At 32.7% G+C, this 16648-nt stretch carries 16 protein-coding genes and 1 pseudogene; 15 read left to right on the forward strand and 2 right to left on the reverse strand.

Annotated elements, in window-relative coordinates; translation table 11 throughout:
* The first annotated feature begins 28 nt into the window (after positions 1-28).
* Together Q0W04_RS04435 and Q0W04_RS04440 are read left to right on the forward strand one after the other, a co-directional pair.
* Positions 29-472, forward strand: a complete 444-nt coding sequence (locus Q0W04_RS04435) for a deaminase (protein WP_298500821.1) — start codon at positions 29-31, stop codon at positions 470-472.
* A gap of 92 nt (positions 473-564) precedes the next feature.
* Positions 565-837, forward strand: a complete 273-nt coding sequence (locus Q0W04_RS04440; protein WP_298500822.1) for a transcriptional regulator — start codon at positions 565-567, stop codon at positions 835-837.
* 389 nt (positions 838-1226) lie between these two features.
* Here Q0W04_RS04440 and Q0W04_RS04445 read toward each other — a convergent pair whose 3' ends face one another.
* A complete protein-coding gene (locus Q0W04_RS04445; protein ID WP_298500823.1) occupies positions 1227-1835 on the reverse strand; it encodes a DUF3800 domain-containing protein in 609 nt (202 codons plus the stop codon).
* Positions 1836-2040: 205 nt separating this feature from the next.
* On the opposite strand from Q0W04_RS04445, the pseudogene Q0W04_RS04450 reads away from it, so the two are divergent.
* The 7 genes and pseudogenes from Q0W04_RS04450 to Q0W04_RS04480 all read left to right on the forward strand — a co-directional run.
* Positions 2041-2700 (forward strand): annotated as a pseudogene (locus tag Q0W04_RS04450) (ImmA/IrrE family metallo-endopeptidase); the annotation flags it as partial.
* A 313-nt stretch (positions 2701-3013) separates the two neighbouring features.
* The gene (locus Q0W04_RS04455) at positions 3014-3160 is read left to right on the forward strand and encodes a hypothetical protein (RefSeq protein WP_298500825.1); all 147 of its coding nucleotides are present in this window, start codon (positions 3014-3016) and stop codon (positions 3158-3160) included.
* Positions 3161-3359: 199 nt separating this feature from the next.
* Entirely contained in the window at positions 3360-4595 is a 1236-nt protein-coding gene (iscB, locus tag Q0W04_RS04460; protein WP_298500826.1) for an RNA-guided endonuclease IscB, read from the forward strand.
* Positions 4596-4695: 100 nt separating this feature from the next.
* A complete protein-coding gene (locus Q0W04_RS04465; RefSeq protein WP_298500827.1) occupies positions 4696-5667 on the forward strand; it encodes a hypothetical protein in 972 nt (323 codons plus the stop codon).
* A gap of 20 nt (positions 5668-5687) precedes the next feature.
* Positions 5688-6050 (forward strand): hypothetical protein, encoded by a 363-nt coding sequence (locus tag Q0W04_RS04470; protein WP_298500828.1) that lies wholly within the window; start codon positions 5688-5690, stop codon positions 6048-6050.
* 456 nt (positions 6051-6506) lie between these two features.
* On the forward strand, positions 6507-7337 hold the full coding sequence (locus Q0W04_RS04475) for an endonuclease/exonuclease/phosphatase family protein (protein WP_298500829.1): 831 nt from the start codon (positions 6507-6509) through the stop codon (positions 7335-7337).
* 29 nt (positions 7338-7366) lie between these two features.
* Positions 7367-8194 carry an SseB family protein gene (locus Q0W04_RS04480; protein WP_298500831.1) on the forward strand — a complete coding sequence of 276 codons (828 nt, stop codon included), beginning with the start codon at positions 7367-7369 and terminating at the stop codon, positions 8192-8194.
* A gap of 88 nt (positions 8195-8282) precedes the next feature.
* Here Q0W04_RS04480 and Q0W04_RS04485 read toward each other — a convergent pair whose 3' ends face one another.
* A complete protein-coding gene (locus tag Q0W04_RS04485) occupies positions 8283-8651 on the reverse strand; it encodes a hypothetical protein (protein WP_298500833.1) in 369 nt (122 codons plus the stop codon).
* 63 nt (positions 8652-8714) lie between these two features.
* Between Q0W04_RS04485 and Q0W04_RS04490 the strand changes: the two genes are divergently transcribed.
* From Q0W04_RS04490 to Q0W04_RS04515, 6 genes are all read left to right on the forward strand, one after another.
* Positions 8715-11318, forward strand: a complete 2604-nt coding sequence (locus Q0W04_RS04490; RefSeq protein WP_298500835.1) for an AAA family ATPase — start codon at positions 8715-8717, stop codon at positions 11316-11318.
* Positions 11315-12379 carry a 5-methylcytosine-specific restriction endonuclease system specificity protein McrC gene (gene mcrC, locus Q0W04_RS04495; RefSeq protein WP_298500837.1) on the forward strand — a complete coding sequence of 355 codons (1065 nt, stop codon included), beginning with the start codon at positions 11315-11317 and terminating at the stop codon, positions 12377-12379. The genes Q0W04_RS04490 and mcrC overlap by 4 nt, the downstream gene beginning before the upstream one ends.
* Positions 12380-12467: 88 nt before the next feature.
* Positions 12468-13601 carry a DUF5655 domain-containing protein gene (locus Q0W04_RS04500; protein WP_298500839.1) on the forward strand — a complete coding sequence of 378 codons (1134 nt, stop codon included), beginning with the start codon at positions 12468-12470 and terminating at the stop codon, positions 13599-13601.
* Complete coding sequence (locus Q0W04_RS04505) at positions 13598-14125, forward strand: zinc ribbon domain-containing protein (protein ID WP_298500841.1); 528 nt, start codon at positions 13598-13600, stop codon at positions 14123-14125. Before Q0W04_RS04500 ends, Q0W04_RS04505 begins: the two co-directional genes overlap by 4 nt.
* A 131-nt stretch (positions 14126-14256) precedes the next feature.
* Positions 14257-14412 carry a hypothetical protein gene (locus tag Q0W04_RS04510; RefSeq protein ID WP_298500843.1) on the forward strand — a complete coding sequence of 52 codons (156 nt, stop codon included), beginning with the start codon at positions 14257-14259 and terminating at the stop codon, positions 14410-14412.
* Complete coding sequence (locus Q0W04_RS04515) at positions 14399-16630, forward strand: DUF2813 domain-containing protein (protein ID WP_298500845.1); 2232 nt, start codon at positions 14399-14401, stop codon at positions 16628-16630. Before Q0W04_RS04510 ends, Q0W04_RS04515 begins: the two co-directional genes overlap by 14 nt.
* Positions 16631-16648: the final 18 nt, after the last annotated feature.

Consider the following 16648-nt stretch of genomic DNA (forward strand, 5'->3'; position numbering starts at 1 on the left):
ATTTTTTTTGAAAATGAGGAAGATAGTTATGGCGGATGAAAACCGAATGAGCAAAAACGAGTATTATCTTGCAATCGCCCTTGCGGTATCAAAAAGAAGCACATGTCTTAAAAGACGCTACGGGGCAGTGATAGTAAACAACGATGAAATAGTCAGTACAGGTTACAACGGAAATCCGAGAGGAGAGGAAAACTGCTGTGACAGAGGGGACTGTCAGAGAATGAACCTTCCGTCAAATTCAGGCAACTACAACGACTGCTTTTCAGTCCACGCTGAACAGAATGCAATGATAAGTGCAAGCAGAAATGAAATGCTCGGCTCAACAATCTTTTTGGCCGGAGAAAAATATGACAACGACGCATGGGTGGAAATTGACGACGCCGAACCGTGCCCGATATGCTTCAGGATGATTAAAAACTCCGGTGTTGACAGTGTCGTCAGCAAAAAGGGAATCCTAAAGCTTCGCGATTGATTAGGATAATCATTTTAGAACATGCAGATTTATATTGAATTGCCTTTGTGTACCTATATAGTTTATAATGTATGAACGAAATATACTAAACTATGAGTGAAAGTGAACTTTCAGATGAAATTTTAACAGATATCAGTTTCGTGCTGATATCAAAGTACAGAACTAGAGTAATGAAAGCATTGAATGGCGGTATTAAAATTCCATCTCAACTTGCTCGTGAATGCGATATACTGACAAACCATATCTCACTGACTTTAAAACAGCTGATGGGACATGATCTTGTCGAATGCATAAATCCTGAAGTGAGAAAGGGCAGATTGTACCGTTTAACCGAAAAAGGTCAGATTGTAGTTAAAAACCTGTGATTAATCATCACATGGTCTACATCCGCTTTTATGCGGAAAATTCTTATTTTTAGAAGCTTTTATCCTTGTGTAGTCTTGACTAAATTGATTGTTGTTTTTTAAGGTGATGATTGCAAGGCAATGCTATATAGGTGATCCGTTGACTATACCATAAGCAGGTGAGGTTCAAAATTATTTACATTGAACACTTGCATACACAAATCTTCAATACAATCTCCAAATTGGATAATGAAAATGTTTATATATTTTAAGGTGCTTAGTATTAAGTGAAGATTCGAAGGTAAAATCCAATTTTGGTTTAGCCTATAAGTCCTCGTCACCACAGGTGGCGACTTTCCATAAACTGTTATGGTCAATTAGGTGGCTTATAGGTTCTTCATCTCACTTAACTAATTTTTATATATTTCAAAAATTTTCTTACATTCTATTAGGTCAATGTATTTTGAGTTTTGATGTTCCACTTTCTGAAATACTGACCATGAGATTAAATCTGCAATTTGCAAACCTTTGTAATTTATTGAGTCTCCGTGGAGTATGCTTATAGTATGGTCTTCAGGATTATTTAATTTTGATGAAAACACATCATTGAAACGGTTAATATCATCTTGATTGAATTTGGATTTGTCTACAATGATGCAAGTGGGAGATGTTATTTTAATTTTTTCAGCTAGTTTTGATGCTATTTCATCGTATAATTCATGATGATTGTAGAAATTTGGTATTTTGTCCATGTTTTGTTTATCCAAGTATATTGCAAAAGTTTTATATTCAGTGTTATTGACTTTTTTGAGTATCTTTTGGATGATGCGCTTATCTGTTTTGTTTCCTTTTATCTCGGGAGCTTTATGCAGGAGGTTTCTATTATCTCTTCTTACTTTTTTAATAATTTTTTTAAGAGAATCCGGACTATCTGTTGCAATAGCTCCCATGACGAAATGTTGGGTACTGGAACGACCTTCTCCCAAATCTCCGCTTTCATCTATGTAAATATACTTCATCACAGTAAATGTATGCTTGGCATTATTTAAAAAGGTTTTTAAAATTCCCGTTATTTATTTCCAAAGCAAAATTGATGTCTGTTCGTCAAATTAACCTCAAATAAATTATTATAGTTATATGCTAGAAAAATAAACTAAAAAATTACGATTGCTTGAAGGCAGTTTTATAAAGTCGGCGTAAATCTTACTCAGGGAATGTCTTTAAAGCTTTGCTTCAATAAATATACGCTCTTTAGTCTATAATAACATAAGAAATCTAACAGTACTCTGGTTTCCAATGGAAAAATACATTAGCGGGTGTTGTTCAAAAACAGAAGATGATAAAGTGATATTCATCAACACCAATCATACCATTGGAAGGCAAAACTTTACACTGGCTCATGAATTATACCACTTGCTTCATGAAGATATTGATGACTTTATCGTTTGCGGAATCAACAACAATAGTAGAAGTGAAATAAATGCAGATAACTTTGCATCAACATTATTGATGCCGAATAGTGCTCTATACTGGTTTAAAAACAAAAACCAGATTGAAGACTGGTCACTTGAAGATGTAATAAAATGCGAACAGCGTTATCAGGTCAGCCGTTCTACAATGTTGGTACGCCTTAAAAAAATGAATTGGATCAGTCAAAAACAATTTGATGAATATGGGGTCAATATAATTCGTGAATCCGACAGATTGGGTTACGATACTGGCCTTTACAAACCATCTCCAGAAAATCAGAAATATTACTCAATAGGGAAGCTAATACGCTTAACTGAAAAGGCATATGAAGATGAAAAGATAACTGGTGGGAAACGAAGGGAAATACTATTAAGGAGTTTTAGAAGTGACATCATTCATAACCAAGGTGAATGAGGAGAACCACGTTGAGTTTAAATATCGAACATGTTATTTTAGAATCTAGTGAAGTTCTTTTGAAACTGTACAGGTTTTTGGAAGTCCAATAGTTTATTGGCAGGCACTTTTGATAATACTTTTTTTCATAGAAATATTTATATATACCATTGTACTAACATTTTAACAACAAAGTATGTTATTATTTTGTGCATAACTTTTGCGAGATTAAAAATGAACCGTCACCAATTGTCTTAATCATATAGTTTTTACGGTGATTATTCATTCCAATAGGCACTTAAATGAATTTATTCACTTAATTGGAGGTGTTTTGATGTCTGTAGAAAAATTGCTTGACAAATGCAGTGAATCATACTATAAATGTAACTACTGCGAAGTAATAGATATCTGCGTTAAACTACCACGGCTTTGTAGAAGCCGTGGATTTTCTAGAATTTTCTGGAAAAATCCACTAGTTTAATAGACAATGACCCATAAATGGGGTCTACGTTACTCAAGAATAATATTATAGGTACCAGTGGATGTTTAATCCCAGTCTGCTGCTCTACGGTGGTATGGTTAAAAGTTCTGAGATGGTAGGAACGGTGCTGTCCACAAAAAAACCTTGGGATAACATTGTCGAGGGATAACTTTACTCAGGAATAGGAGGTAAACATTACATGTTAGTTTACGTACTAAACAAGAATGGTGAGGCTTTGATGCCTTGTAAACCAAGAAAAGCAAGATTATTATTAAAAGAATGTAAAGCAAAAGTAGTAAATCGCACGCCTTTTACCATACAATTGCTGTATGGTAGTAGCGGTTATAGACAGCCGGTTAATCTGGGTGTTGATGCCGGAAGCAGATATATAGGTTTATCTGCAACAACACAACAGAAGGAATTATTTAAAGCTACAGTTGAATTGCGCCAAGACATTCCTAAATTATTGGAGTCCCGAAGAATACTGCGCAGAAGTCGCAGAAACAGGAAATTAAGATATCGTCCTGCAAGATTCAATAACCGTGGACGAAAAGGAAAATTGGCCCCCAGCATCCAACATAAAATCGATAGCCATTTAACTATCATTAAAAAGGTCTGTGGATTTATTCCGGTGAAGAACATTATTGTTGAGACTGCTGAATTTGATCCTCATAAACTAAAAAATCCAAATATACAAGGATCAGAGTACCAGCATGGTGATGAAGAGGGTTTTTATAATGTTAAAGCTGCTGTTTTAAGCAGAGACAATTATACCTGCCAAATATGCGGGGCCCAACATGTTAAATTACAAGTTCATCATATACGATTTAAAAGCCACGGAGGATCAGATAGCATGGAAAACCTCACAACACTATGCAAAGAATGCCACGAAAAGATTCATAACAATGAGTTAAAATTCAACAAAAAAGTCAAATCATTCCAACATGCCGCACACATGAACACCATGAGAAAAAAATTGGTTGAATTGCTTAAAAATGAGTTTGATAATGTTTTTGAAACTTACGGGTATCTGACAAAATACAATCGCGAAAAACTAGATATTAGTAAGTCTCATTGCAATGATGCATATGTAATCAGCCATAATTACAATGCAAAACAATCCCAAGTCGAATACCTATATCGCAAAGTCAGAAGACATAACCGTCAAATCCATAAAACCAAACCAGGAAAAGGAGGCATACGAAAACGCAACCAATCACCCTACATCGTTAACGGATTCAGAAGATTTGATAAAGTACTGTATAATGGAATAGAATGTTTTATCACAGGCAAACGCAGTAGCGGCTACTTCCAATTAAAAAGATTTGATGGTACTGTTGTCAGTCAAGGAGTAAGTAGTAAAAAGTTAAAATTATTAGAACCAATAAAAGGCTGGTTAATAGCATGGAGGTTGGCAAATTCCTCCCCAACCTAAAAGAGGTCGAGGTATCCTTTGCCAAAAATAAGATGAAATTTTAAAACGTGACTTTAATAATCAAAGGGCAATAGGATATAAGGCAAGATGCTTATATCTTTTGGAGGAATGCGGGCAGGCATTAACCCTTTTGAATAATGCCATAATCTTATATCCGGACAATGATTATTTTTTATCTCTAAAAGCAGACGTATTTATTCATTATGAAGAATACGGCAGGGCCGTTGAATGCTTTGAGCAGATATTGGAAATGGGAATATCCGATGAGGACACTCTCAATTTCATCAAAAGGGAATTCAGGACATGTCTTAGCTTAAGAATAGATCAGCTGATAGAGCGGGAAAAATACGCTGATGCATGGCAATGCTACAGACGAATGCTTGAAATCGAATCAGTTAATTTGAAACGCCCGGCGATGATTGGGAGATTCAAAAAACATGTAAAGGAATACTCTTCCCAAGTTAAATATCGCCAATATTATGTGAAAATATCCTCAGATGAAGCAAAACTGAAACTAACCGAATTTTTAAAGGAAAACGGATTTAAAAGCAGTTTTGAATCAGGATTGCTGTTTTTGATTGACGTTGTCGATAAGACCTACAATTCCGTTTCAGTTGATAAGGTAGGGGACAGGGATATTATTTCCGAGTCCAAATTCTATGATAAGGTCAACTATTATCCCAGAGACCAAATCGTACACAGACAGCTGCATGATGAAGACGGTAACCTGGTGTATGAGGGATATACGCTTAATTATTCTCCATATGGATTTGGCAAAGCCTATTTTGCTGATGGTACTTTATACAGGGAGGGAATATTTGATATAAAAGGAATTGTTCAGGGAAAGGAATATTATCCTTCAGGCCGTCTTCGCTTTGAAGGCCAATGGGCCTTAACAAGAGGTTATGGGCCAAATGCACCATGGAATGGTAATGCCTACAGCGAAAATGGGGAGATGATATATTCCGGTAAATTTGAAATCAAACGGGGCGGTGTTGGCTGGCCGATGATTCAAAATCCGAAGGGATTTCCGCTTGAACAAAAAGAGCGTCCGAAAATCGATTATTATTAAAATTTAAATGGAGGGATAAAATGGTAACTTATAGCAGTAAAAATAATGTCATTGAAATAAACACTGAGGAATATTTTAAATTATATAAAGATATCATTAAAACTTGTCTTAGTGATGGATATGTGTTGCCAGGTATTTTGGAGGTTATTGAGGGTCCTGAAAAATATGATTACACATATGAAGAAAAATTAAAGTTTAAAACAACTGAAGAATCCTCTAATAAAAGGCAACAGATGATGATAGAACATGAATTAAAATATAATAGGATTGATGTGCCTTTTGAGAATCAGAAATTATGGGCGAAAGAGTATGTAAACATTCAAAATGAAGAACTTTTAGAATTCATATCCATTTATCCTAAATATGAAAGCATATTAAAATAACAATATAATTTTTCTTTACTTGGGAAATCTAAATCCGGTTATGGTAGATTCACTGGTCGTGGAAACATTACAATGCATAGAATATTAAAAGGAATAAATAGGCATGATGGGATTCGAACCCACGAAGCACTAAGCAATAGGCCCTGAACCTATCTCATTTGACCACTCTGACACATGCCTAAATAAAAATTTAGCTTTTATTTAGTTTGTAACTCAAGACATATATACTTTTAAGTCATATGAAATAACTTTTGTGTCTTGTTCGATGCCAAATTCAGCATGAATCTTTTCCTGTTTTTGGTTTTGATTCGATTTAAGATGCTTATTTGTGTTAATTGGTCAAGTATCGATTCATTTTGAAATTGAATCCTTTTTGCATGTTTATATTTTCATTATTTAAACACAATTTATATTATACAAATTAAAGAAAAATAATTGTAACTGTAGGTGATTAACGTGATTGAACTGGATTATATTCCTGACAATTGGACAAAAGACCAGATAAAAATTTATGAAATATACTCCGAGTACTTCGCTGACAATAAGGATGGCGTTGATTTGCAAGCTGTTGAAGAGCTTGAAAAGATGTTAACAAGATGGCTTGAAGAAAGCCGAATAAAAATAGTTTCATGGAACTGCAACGGCAAATTCCGCGAAAAGTTCAAGGAAATCATTGAAGAGGATGCTGACATTTATGTAATTCAGGAATGTGAAAATCCCTCTGAGTCAATAGATGAGGATTACAGGGAATTTGCAGCAGACAACTACATCTGGACAGGACATCTCCACTATAAGGGGCTTGGAATATTTGCAAAAGATGACATTAAACTTGAAAAGTTGGAATATGAAGGTGAATTTGAACACTTTATTCCAGTTAGGGTAAATGATTCATTTAACCTGCTTGGCGTGTGGGCCATGCCGAAATATGTTGAAATGATACATGATTTCTTTGATGCAAATGAGAACATATTTGATGAAAATCTGGTGATGTGCGGGGATTTCAACAGCAGCGTTGTCTTCAACTACCACCATCCGAAAGCGAAAAACCATACTGAATTAAATAAAAAGCTTGAAAGCAAAAATTTAATCAGCGTTTACCATGATTTGACTGGCGACGAGCAGGGCAGTGAGAAATCAATGACATTTTATCAGGCAAGGCATTTGAATAATCCCTTCTATTTGGATTTTGTCTATGCCGGAGAAAATGTTGTTAAGGAATTTACTATTTTGGATCACTACAAATGGATTACAGTAAGTGACCATTTGCCATTGGTGTTTAAAATATAGGTGTAATTGTTGATTATTTGGGTGATAAAATGGACGATAAACAATTGGAAGAGTTAAAAAAACAGGCTGTTGTGGATAATTCTGCACTGGAAGAGATAATGAAAAAGAAAATAACTCCGGAAAGTCAAATGGAATTTTTTGAGATTTTTAAAGAGTCACAGCTGTTCATGCCGGTAACTTACAGTGAAAACATGTTTGAGGGCATTGAAAATGCTAAAGAGGGAGATGTTTTTGAATCAAAAGGACAAATTGGCTTTGATATTAATTATTTAACAGACGGTGATGGAAACAAGGCAGTGCCGTTGTTTACAAGTGAGGAGGTAATGGAAAAGGCAGGTGTTCGAAGCTCAGTCTATGGCCTGTACATGAGTGATTTGGCATATATGCTGAAACAGACAGACAGGTATTCAGTAATTGCAATTAATCCATTCACTGAATTTGACATCAATATGCCTGTTCAGGCATTTTTAAGTCTGTTTGAAGAACCGTCAGAAGAGCAGAAGAAGTTTTTAAAACATTTAACTAAGCTTTTGGAGATTTTAAAAGAGCATTCGATTGAACTGGAAGAGAATACCACACTGTTTATCAGGGATGATGAGAACTTCATGATTGACAATGCCGTTGACGGTGTATTCACTCCAAATGCTCCGTTCTATGTAAGCAGCAATCCGAAATTCGGTGAAAAGTTCAAATACACAAATATCTTATTAATGCCAAAATCCAAAAGGATTTTGCCGACCGGTCCAGATAATGAATTGGACATTATCATTGCACCCGGAACTGAATTCAAGCTTCAGGATACTATGGACGGAACTCAAAACCTCTGGATGTGTGGTGAACAGCCGTTTTATGATTAGTTAAAATAAAAAGGGTTATTTTATAACTCTTTTTTAATATTAATTTATTCTAGTGTTATAATTTTCAATAAGTTATACTATTTTACTTTTATAAGTCATATTCAATATATTTGTAAGATTGTGGTGCGTTAATACCTTCTGGGATGAAAGGTTCTTCAAATATTTTCAAATTTGTAATTTCTATTGCATAAGCTTCGTCTTTATCATGCAGATAGTTTAGTAGATGTTCTTCTGTCGTACCTGAAACCTCTTTAAAGTTTTTCCATAAGTTTTGGGGAGTGTCTTTAATTATTTTTCCAGGAGTAAAATAAGCAATAATTCCGGCATCAGGGAGAGTTTGGTAGATGTAGATTTTATTCACTTCTTGTTTATAGATTCTACGTCTAAATTCGTATTTTTTCTCCTCTGAAAGAATTTTTCGAACAAATTGGGGTTTAATTGAGATAATTAGGTTCATATGGTAAGATATATATTTATAATGTTATAAAATTATGTATAGTTAAAATTAGGCAGTGTTAATATGGCAAATATGTGGATAGTCAGAGCAGGTGAAAGTGCATTTTTAATAGATGATTTTAAGAATTTAGGTATCGTAGCTATTGGATGGGAACTCGGAGATTTATCAGGCAAAACTCCTGATGAAATAAAACAGATAATGAAGGAAAAAAATCCACAAGCAAGTAATGCCTCTTTAGGTCTTAATTCGGCCCAGGTAATTAAATTTGCATGTGAATTTGAAATAGGTGATTATATCATTTCATATAATCCTCAAAATAGATGTTATTTGGTTGGAAAGATTTTATCTCATTATTATTACTCAGATAAACTGGCCAAAAAATATAATTTGGGTGATGCATATTGTCATATTAGAAATGTGGAATGGCTGGGTGAAACCAGCAGAGATGACTTAACACAGACTTCACTAAAACCTCTAAAATCAGTCATGACTATTTTTAAAATCAATAATGCTGCTAAAAACGAAATAATTTCTTGGATGAATAATGAGAATATAGAATGGACAGAATTCTATATGGAATTTGCGGATAAATTATTGGAATATAAAAATAACAGAAAAGAATTAATTGCCAAAATTCGAAATGTCTATTCCAAGTTGGATATGAATTTGCCTAGTTTAGAGGGAGATGCCGAGGGTAATTATAAAATTCCATATGATATTGATCCATTCACTGTATTTGCTCTTTTTAATAAACAAATTTCCGCAGAAAACCGTATAAATATAATCACTCAAATAAAAAATGAATTTTCAATGAATGCAGATGTTCCTCTAACATTTCATGGAATTGCTTTGGTAAACAATCTTAAATCTACTTTTTATCGTTTTGAAGGAAATCGTGGAGAAAATGATATCGATAATATTTGGGATTTATTTGAAACGGCACTTGCCTTTTCTGATGACACTCGTGAAAGATTTATGGAGTGTTATAATAAAGTTTTATCACAGGGAGGTATTCGCTGGAATGTTACAATGGCTTTAAACTGGATTAGGCCATTTACTTTCATTAACTTGGACCAAACCAATAGAAATTTCCTATCTGGTGATGAAATATTTTCAGATGATTTTAAAGAAGAAATAAAATCATTAAAGAATCCTCCTGAAGCAGAACAATATTTACATATTTGTGAAGAATGTAAATCTGAGATAAATAATAATGAAAATTATTCCAATTTCCCTAAACTGTCTCATGGAGCGTATATTTCTAAAGTAACTCATTCTGGTGAAGACCCTGGAGATGGAATTGGAGACAGTGATGTTAGACAAACTCACTATTGGTTAATTTCACCCGGTCAGGGTGCTAAATTTTGGGAACAATTTTATGAAAATGGTGAGATGGGCATAGGATTTGATGGAACCGGTGATTTAAATCAATACAAAACTAAAAATGAGATAAAACTTAAATTTCAGGAGATGTATGGTGATAATTCATCTCATAAAAATAATGTACATGCCTGCTGGCAATTTGTTCATGATGTTGAGATTGGAGATGTAATATTTGTTAAAAATGGAATGACTGAAATAATCGGAAGAGGAATTGTAGAATCGGATTATATTTATGATGAAGCTAAACCTTATCATAAAATCAGAAAAGTCAATTGGACTCATGAAGGTAATTGGGACTATGAACATGGAAAATTGCCTATGAAAACATTAACTGACATTACGGATTATCAGGAAATGGTCGATAATATTAAAGAGTTATTTGTCATTGATGATGGCGGTGATGACGGACCAGAACATGAATATCCTGAATATGATGAAGCTAAATTCCTGGAAGAAGTTTATATAGATGAGAAAGATTACTCTACATTGGTTGAATTGGTTAAAAATAAGAAAAACCTAATTGTTCAGGGAGCGCCTGGAGTTGGAAAAACATTCATGGCAAAAAGGCTTGCATATTCCATTATGGGTGTAAAGGATGTTGAGAGGGTCATGATGGTTCAGTTCCATCAAAGCTATTCATATGAGGACTTTGTAATGGGTTACAGACCCTCAAAAGAAGGCTTTGAGCTGAGACACGGAACATTTTACAAATTCTGTAAAAAAGCACAGGATGATGATGAAAATGATTATTTCTTCATTATTGATGAGATAAATCGTGGAAATCTCTCCAAAATCTTTGGTGAGCTATTTATGCTCATTGAAAATGACAAAAGAGGAGAAAAAAATAAAATACAGCTTTTATATTCTGATGAGTCATTTTTCATTCCAAAAAATGTCTATATTATTGGATTAATGAATACTGCTGACAGATCCCTTGCCATGCTTGACTATGCATTAAGAAGAAGATTTGCCTTTTTCGATTTAAAACCGGGCTTTGAATCTGATGGATTTATGAGCTATCAAAATGAATTGGATGATTCTAACTTTAACATGTTAATTGAAGTCATGAAAGAGTTAAACCAGGAAATTAAAGACGATGAATCTTTAGGTGAAGGCTTTAGAATCGGACATTCCTATTTATGCAACATTAGAAATGAAAATGTTGATGAAAAATTGGCATATATTGTAGAATATGAACTGATTCCTCTTCTAAAAGAGTATTGGTTTGATGAGCAGGATAAAATCGACTATTGGTCTGACAGGTTAAGAAGTGTGATTAATTGATTGTAAAAGATACAATTTACATTAAAAACATATATTATATGCTTTCTTATGCTTTTAAAGTTCTAAAAGAGGAAGGATATAGAAAAATTCAAACTGAAAGTTTTGAAAATACAGCAGAATTGCTTTCAGAGATTCTAATTATAGGTGTTTCAAAACAAATCAAACAGGGTCTTGTTAGAGACTACATTGATGTAACTGAGACTACTTCTTCCATTCGGGGTAAAATCAATATTACTGAATCGATAACCTCCCAAAGCTTTATTAAAAGGCAGTTGAACTGTACTTATGACGAGTTTTCTGAAAACTGCTATTTAAATCAAATCATTAAATCCACATTAACTCTTTTGGTTAAATCAGATATCTCACACATGAGAAAAAAGAAAATAAGAAATATATTGCTTTATTTTCGTGAAGTTGATATAATTGATGTTAAAAAAATCAATTGGAAAATGAGGTTTGACAGAAACAATCAGACATATAAGATGCTTATTAATATCTGTTATTTGGCTATTAAGGGTGTTATTCATACAGAAAGGTCAGGTGAAGTTAAACTTATGGAATTCAGCGATGAGATGATGAGCAGATTGTATGAAAAGTTCATCCTAAACTATTATAAAAAGGAACATCCTAAAATCTCTGCTTCGTCATCTAAAATAGACTGGCAGATTGATGATGGGATTGACTTTCTTCTTCCGAAAATGCTCAGTGATGTAATGCTTGAATATAGTGATAAGATTCTAATCATTGACGCCAAGTTTTACTCACACAATACGACTCAAAATTATGGTAAAGATATGCATCACACTACTAACTTATATCAAATTTTCACTTATGTTAAAAATAAAGATATTGAAGTTAAAGGAAATGATATGGAAGTTAGTGGAATGCTATTATATGCAAGGACAAATGAAGATATTCAACCGGATAGTGACTATGTCATGAGTGGCAATAAGATTAGCGTGAAAACTCTGGATTTGAATCAAGATTTTGAAATAATTAAAAATCAGCTGGATGATATTGTTTGGAAATATTTTGGTGATATTAATGGTAGTTACAATTGAAAAATTCAAAACAAATAGAAAATGGAGATTTTTATGGCTTCAATACATTAACGGAGTTAATTTAAGCCATCACTGTCAAAGGTGTCTTTTGGGAAAAACATCCAAAAAGATTAAAACAGATACAAAATCAGCTGAGAATGTCATATTGGATGAGCTTGATTCAAGATATTATTATTTGTGTGGTGTTGCACCTTCAATGGATCTGCCAGATAACTTCCACCTTGCTTTTGAGGAAAGTGAAGGTGAGATAATCGAATATTCATTTAACGGCATTGATGTTAGGATTAAAAATGCAAAAAGGGTTGAATTTTCAGCAGACGACATTAACTGGGACGTTGAACATTCAGAAGAAGAACTCTATCACAGATGTCGCAACTGGCAGTTTGCACATAAGGTAAGTAATGGTGGAGAGATTACAAAATTTAAACTATCATTTGAAAATGAATTTATTTTACAAAAAATCACTGAAAAAAACTTAGATTTATTTGATTTGGAATTCGTTGCTTCTGAATTTCAATATAAAAAGCTTAGAATTGATACTCTTGCTTTTAATAAGAAAAATAATTCATTTGTAATCATTGAATATAAAAATAAATTCAATGCGAATGTTTTAAATCAGGTAAAAGGGTATTATGATTTACTTTTAGAAAATAAAGTCATATTCATTGATAAATTTAATATATCTGCTGATTTTGATAAAATTCAAGCATTGATAATCGGACCTACATTCAGCAAAAAACAAATTGATGAAGCTAAACCTCCATTTGGGCTATGGCAAGTATCATTATATGATAACAATAAAATTGTTTATAAACAATTAAAAACAGGTGAAACAAAAACACTTAAAGTTTGTGATGAAGAATTAACCCTCACAGAAAACGATTTATTAAATAATAAGTCAGAAGAACTTTGTGAGTTATACGATGTTTTGAAAAATCGAATAGATGCTGAGTTTAGTGATGTTGAATCAAAAATTTTAGTAGATGCTTTTTCATATAAAATAAATAATAATTTAATCTGTGTAATCAGGTTTTTAAAGAATTATTTTAAAATATATTTTTATGCACAAAACCTTTCAGATAGTGAAAATCTATTAACTGATATTTCTAATACGAAAACCGCAGCAAATGCTAACTATGAATTTAAATTAAATCCTGATGATGATTTAGATTATTTCATGGATTTATTTAAACAAACTTATAATCAGAGGTGTGAAGATTGATTTGTCCTGCATGCGGTAATGAAAATAAGGATATGGAAGAGTATTGTCTTAATTGCGGTCAGAAATTAATTGAAAGTGAAAATTTAGAAGTTGTTTTAGACAAAAAGCTTGAAATTCAAAAGGATAAAATTATTCTTTTAGATTTAAACTATACCTTAATTTCTAATTCCTGGCAAATAAGATATGATAAATTGCCTCAAAAAATGTATAATAGAAAATATGAGCATGATTTAGTTGATTTAATTAAGGATAATTATGTTATTTTAATTACTGCAAGTCCATATTATACTTCTTTTGATAGTTTAAAACATATTGAAGAAAATACAGGATTAAAAGTTGATGAATCATATTGGAATTTTGGAAAAAGACCTCCTGAACTTAAAAAATATTGGCTTGAAAAAGCAGTTATCCCAACTCATGGTGATGATTTTACAAAATACTTAGCTATTGAGTCTAATCCTAAAACAAGGGAGATGTATGAAAGTTTTGGAATCGAAGCAAGGCCTAAAAGTGATTTTATATAATTTTTAGTTAAAATATTCTGGTTGGTGTAGTTAATTCCATGATTTAACTTTCTTTTTCATATTCAATTAATAACTATTTTTTTAAACCATATCCAACAAATAATTATATATAAATTTTAAAAGTGTTTATTATGGATGAGTTTTTGGATAATTTTTACAGTGAACTTAAAGAGGAAGGAATTGAAAATGAGGTGGTCGATTCATTAAATGAAATGATTACCTATAAGAAATTTTCAAAAGATGCTTTTATTGAATTAATTGATGGTGTTTTTGATGGAAAGGACTAAGATGAGAGATGTCAGGGCACTGGAAGTCCAGCATTTCAGGGGAATTTCTACAAAAAAGACTATTGATTTGTCAAGTAAAATCAATATTTTGTGGGGAGAAAACGGAACAGGTAAAAGTTCTTTTGTAAACGCACTGGAATATCTCTTTAAAGGCAAACTTGCTGCACTTGACTTTTCAGCTAAAGGAAACAAAAAGGCATTTATCCATAAGGGGTCTGATGAAGATGATTTTGAAATAAAACTCATTTTCGGAGACCGTGCTGAGTATGTAAAAAACATCACCGATCCTGAACCTTCAAAAGCAATCAGAAAGTTTTTAAACAAAAACAAATCCTTTTTAAATGAGGCTTCATTTATTTTAACAAGAAAAAAGCTTCTGGAATTTATTAACGGAAGTCCAACTGATAAATACAAATCAATAATGAGACTGTGCGGTCTGGCTGAAATTGATGATATGAGAAAGGAATTCAATGACACCAAACTTCACTACAACCGATTATTAAAAGATATAACAAAAAAATTAGACATTTCCACACAAAAACTCAATAATATCCTCGGTACTAATGATTTAAGCTCAAAAGATGATTTTATTTTAAAAATCAATGAAATTTTAAAATCAAACGGTTATGATTTGATTGATGATAAAACTGATTTTGATGACTATCTGGTTAATTTGAACTTCGCTGAGTTGGTAAATGATAAAAATAACATTCATGATTTTAGAGAAGTTTACTCGGATATTGATGTTGATGGGTTGGCTTGTGAGTTTAATCAGGTTTTAAAAGAGTATGAAAAGATTCATGTTGGCTCTTCAAAAAGCATTAAAATCTATTATGATTTGGTTAAAACGTCAAAGGAGTATCTGGATTTAACATCTCCTTTAAACTGTCCTGTTTGTAACTCAGAGATTGATTCATCTGATTTGGCTGTGGAACTTGAAAGTAAGTTAAATGATATTGAAGATGACTTGTCAAGCCTTAAAATTTGGCAAAAACAACTTCTGGAATTTAAACAGAAGTTAAGTGATGTAATTTCCAGACTGGAGAAAATAAACAGTTCTTTATCAAAGCTTTCAATTGAAGAGTCAATTGATGTTGGATTTTTAGCTGATTTGGGACGTGATTTGGATGATTTGTCAGAATTTAAAGTATCAATAATAGATTTAAAGGACAAATATGATTTTAATGAATTGAAAAATAGTTTGGAATATGTTAAAAATCTCGTGGATGATAAAGATTCATCTTTAATGGATGATGAAAACTACCGTGAAATTAAGATGTTAAGGTCTGCCATAAATGAGTTTAAGCTATTTTGTTCACTTGTTGCAGGGCAGCAGTTATTATCTTCAAAATTGAAATTGTCTCAAACTATTTTAGATGTTTATGATAAAAACAAGAAGGAGTTTGTTGAAAAAATCATCACAAATATCCAGGATGATATTACAAAGTTTTATAAATTCATACATGGTGATGATTTGATAAACACTCCTGAACTTGTATCCAAAAGTGCAAACGCAGTGAATCTGTTTTTGGATTCATTCGGTGAAAAATCAGATCCAAGACAGTTTTCAAGTGAAGGGCATTTGGATACTCTTGGGTTATGTATATTTCTGGCATTTGTAAAAGAGTATAATCCTTTAAGACTGATTGTTCTTGACGATATCATCTCGACAGTGGACTTTTCACACAAATATGAAATTGCAAAACTGATTTGTGAAGAATTTGATAATTTCAACTTCCTTATAACAACCCACAACGGTCTATGGGTAAATCAGTTGAAGGGCCTTTGCGGAGTTTACGGTCACAACTGCAATGAAATGCATATTTCAAACTGGTCAATTACCGAAGGGCCGATATTTAGGATTTCCATGAAATATTCTCAGCTTATAGAGAAATACTTGAATGATGATGAGTTTCCGGCTGCAGTTAACACCGCACGTCAATACCTTGAATTTACAACCTATGAATACTGTAAAAAACACACGGTTTCAATTAAGATTTCTGAAAGATATGAATTAAAGCCGCTTTTTGATGCCTGCCGTGCAAAATCCGAAGAAAGTAATGATGAAAGGTTGATTGAGCTGTGGGATGAACTGGATAAGAATTATTTTATTGTAAATCAGCTTTCTCACTTTAATATTGATTCATATATTGTTCACAGTGGAGAGGTAAAGCGTCTGTGCAGTATTGTTTTGGAACTTTGTCCTAAATTGAAATGATGGTAATTAAAATAATTT

The organism is uncultured Methanobrevibacter sp. (assembly GCF_947170395.1).
Lineage (GTDB): Archaea > Methanobacteriota > Methanobacteria > Methanobacteriales > Methanobacteriaceae > Methanocatella.

What these genes read in the sequence shown, in the direction of transcription:
- Q0W04_RS04435 (WP_298500821.1), top strand. Translation starts at nt 29, where the DNA reads ATGGCGGATGAAAACCGAATGAGCAAAAACGAGTATTATCTTGCAATC.
- Q0W04_RS04440 (WP_298500822.1), top strand. Translation starts at nt 565, where the DNA reads ATGAGTGAAAGTGAACTTTCAGATGAAATTTTAACAGATATCAGTTTC.
- Q0W04_RS04445 (WP_298500823.1), bottom strand. Translation starts at nt 1,835, where the DNA reads ATGAAGTATATTTACATAGATGAAAGCGGAGATTTGGGAGAAGGTCGT.
- Q0W04_RS04455 (WP_298500825.1), top strand. Translation starts at nt 3,014, where the DNA reads ATGTCTGTAGAAAAATTGCTTGACAAATGCAGTGAATCATACTATAAA.
- iscB (WP_298500826.1), top strand. Translation starts at nt 3,360, where the DNA reads ATGTTAGTTTACGTACTAAACAAGAATGGTGAGGCTTTGATGCCTTGT.
- Q0W04_RS04470 (WP_298500828.1), top strand. Translation starts at nt 5,688, where the DNA reads ATGGTAACTTATAGCAGTAAAAATAATGTCATTGAAATAAACACTGAG.
- Q0W04_RS04480 (WP_298500831.1), top strand. Translation starts at nt 7,367, where the DNA reads ATGGACGATAAACAATTGGAAGAGTTAAAAAAACAGGCTGTTGTGGAT.
- Q0W04_RS04485 (WP_298500833.1), bottom strand. Translation starts at nt 8,651, where the DNA reads ATGAACCTAATTATCTCAATTAAACCCCAATTTGTTCGAAAAATTCTT.
- Q0W04_RS04490 (WP_298500835.1), top strand. Translation starts at nt 8,715, where the DNA reads ATGGCAAATATGTGGATAGTCAGAGCAGGTGAAAGTGCATTTTTAATA.
- Q0W04_RS04510 (WP_298500843.1), top strand. Translation starts at nt 14,257, where the DNA reads ATGGATGAGTTTTTGGATAATTTTTACAGTGAACTTAAAGAGGAAGGA.
- Q0W04_RS04515 (WP_298500845.1), top strand. Translation starts at nt 14,399, where the DNA reads ATGGAAAGGACTAAGATGAGAGATGTCAGGGCACTGGAAGTCCAGCAT.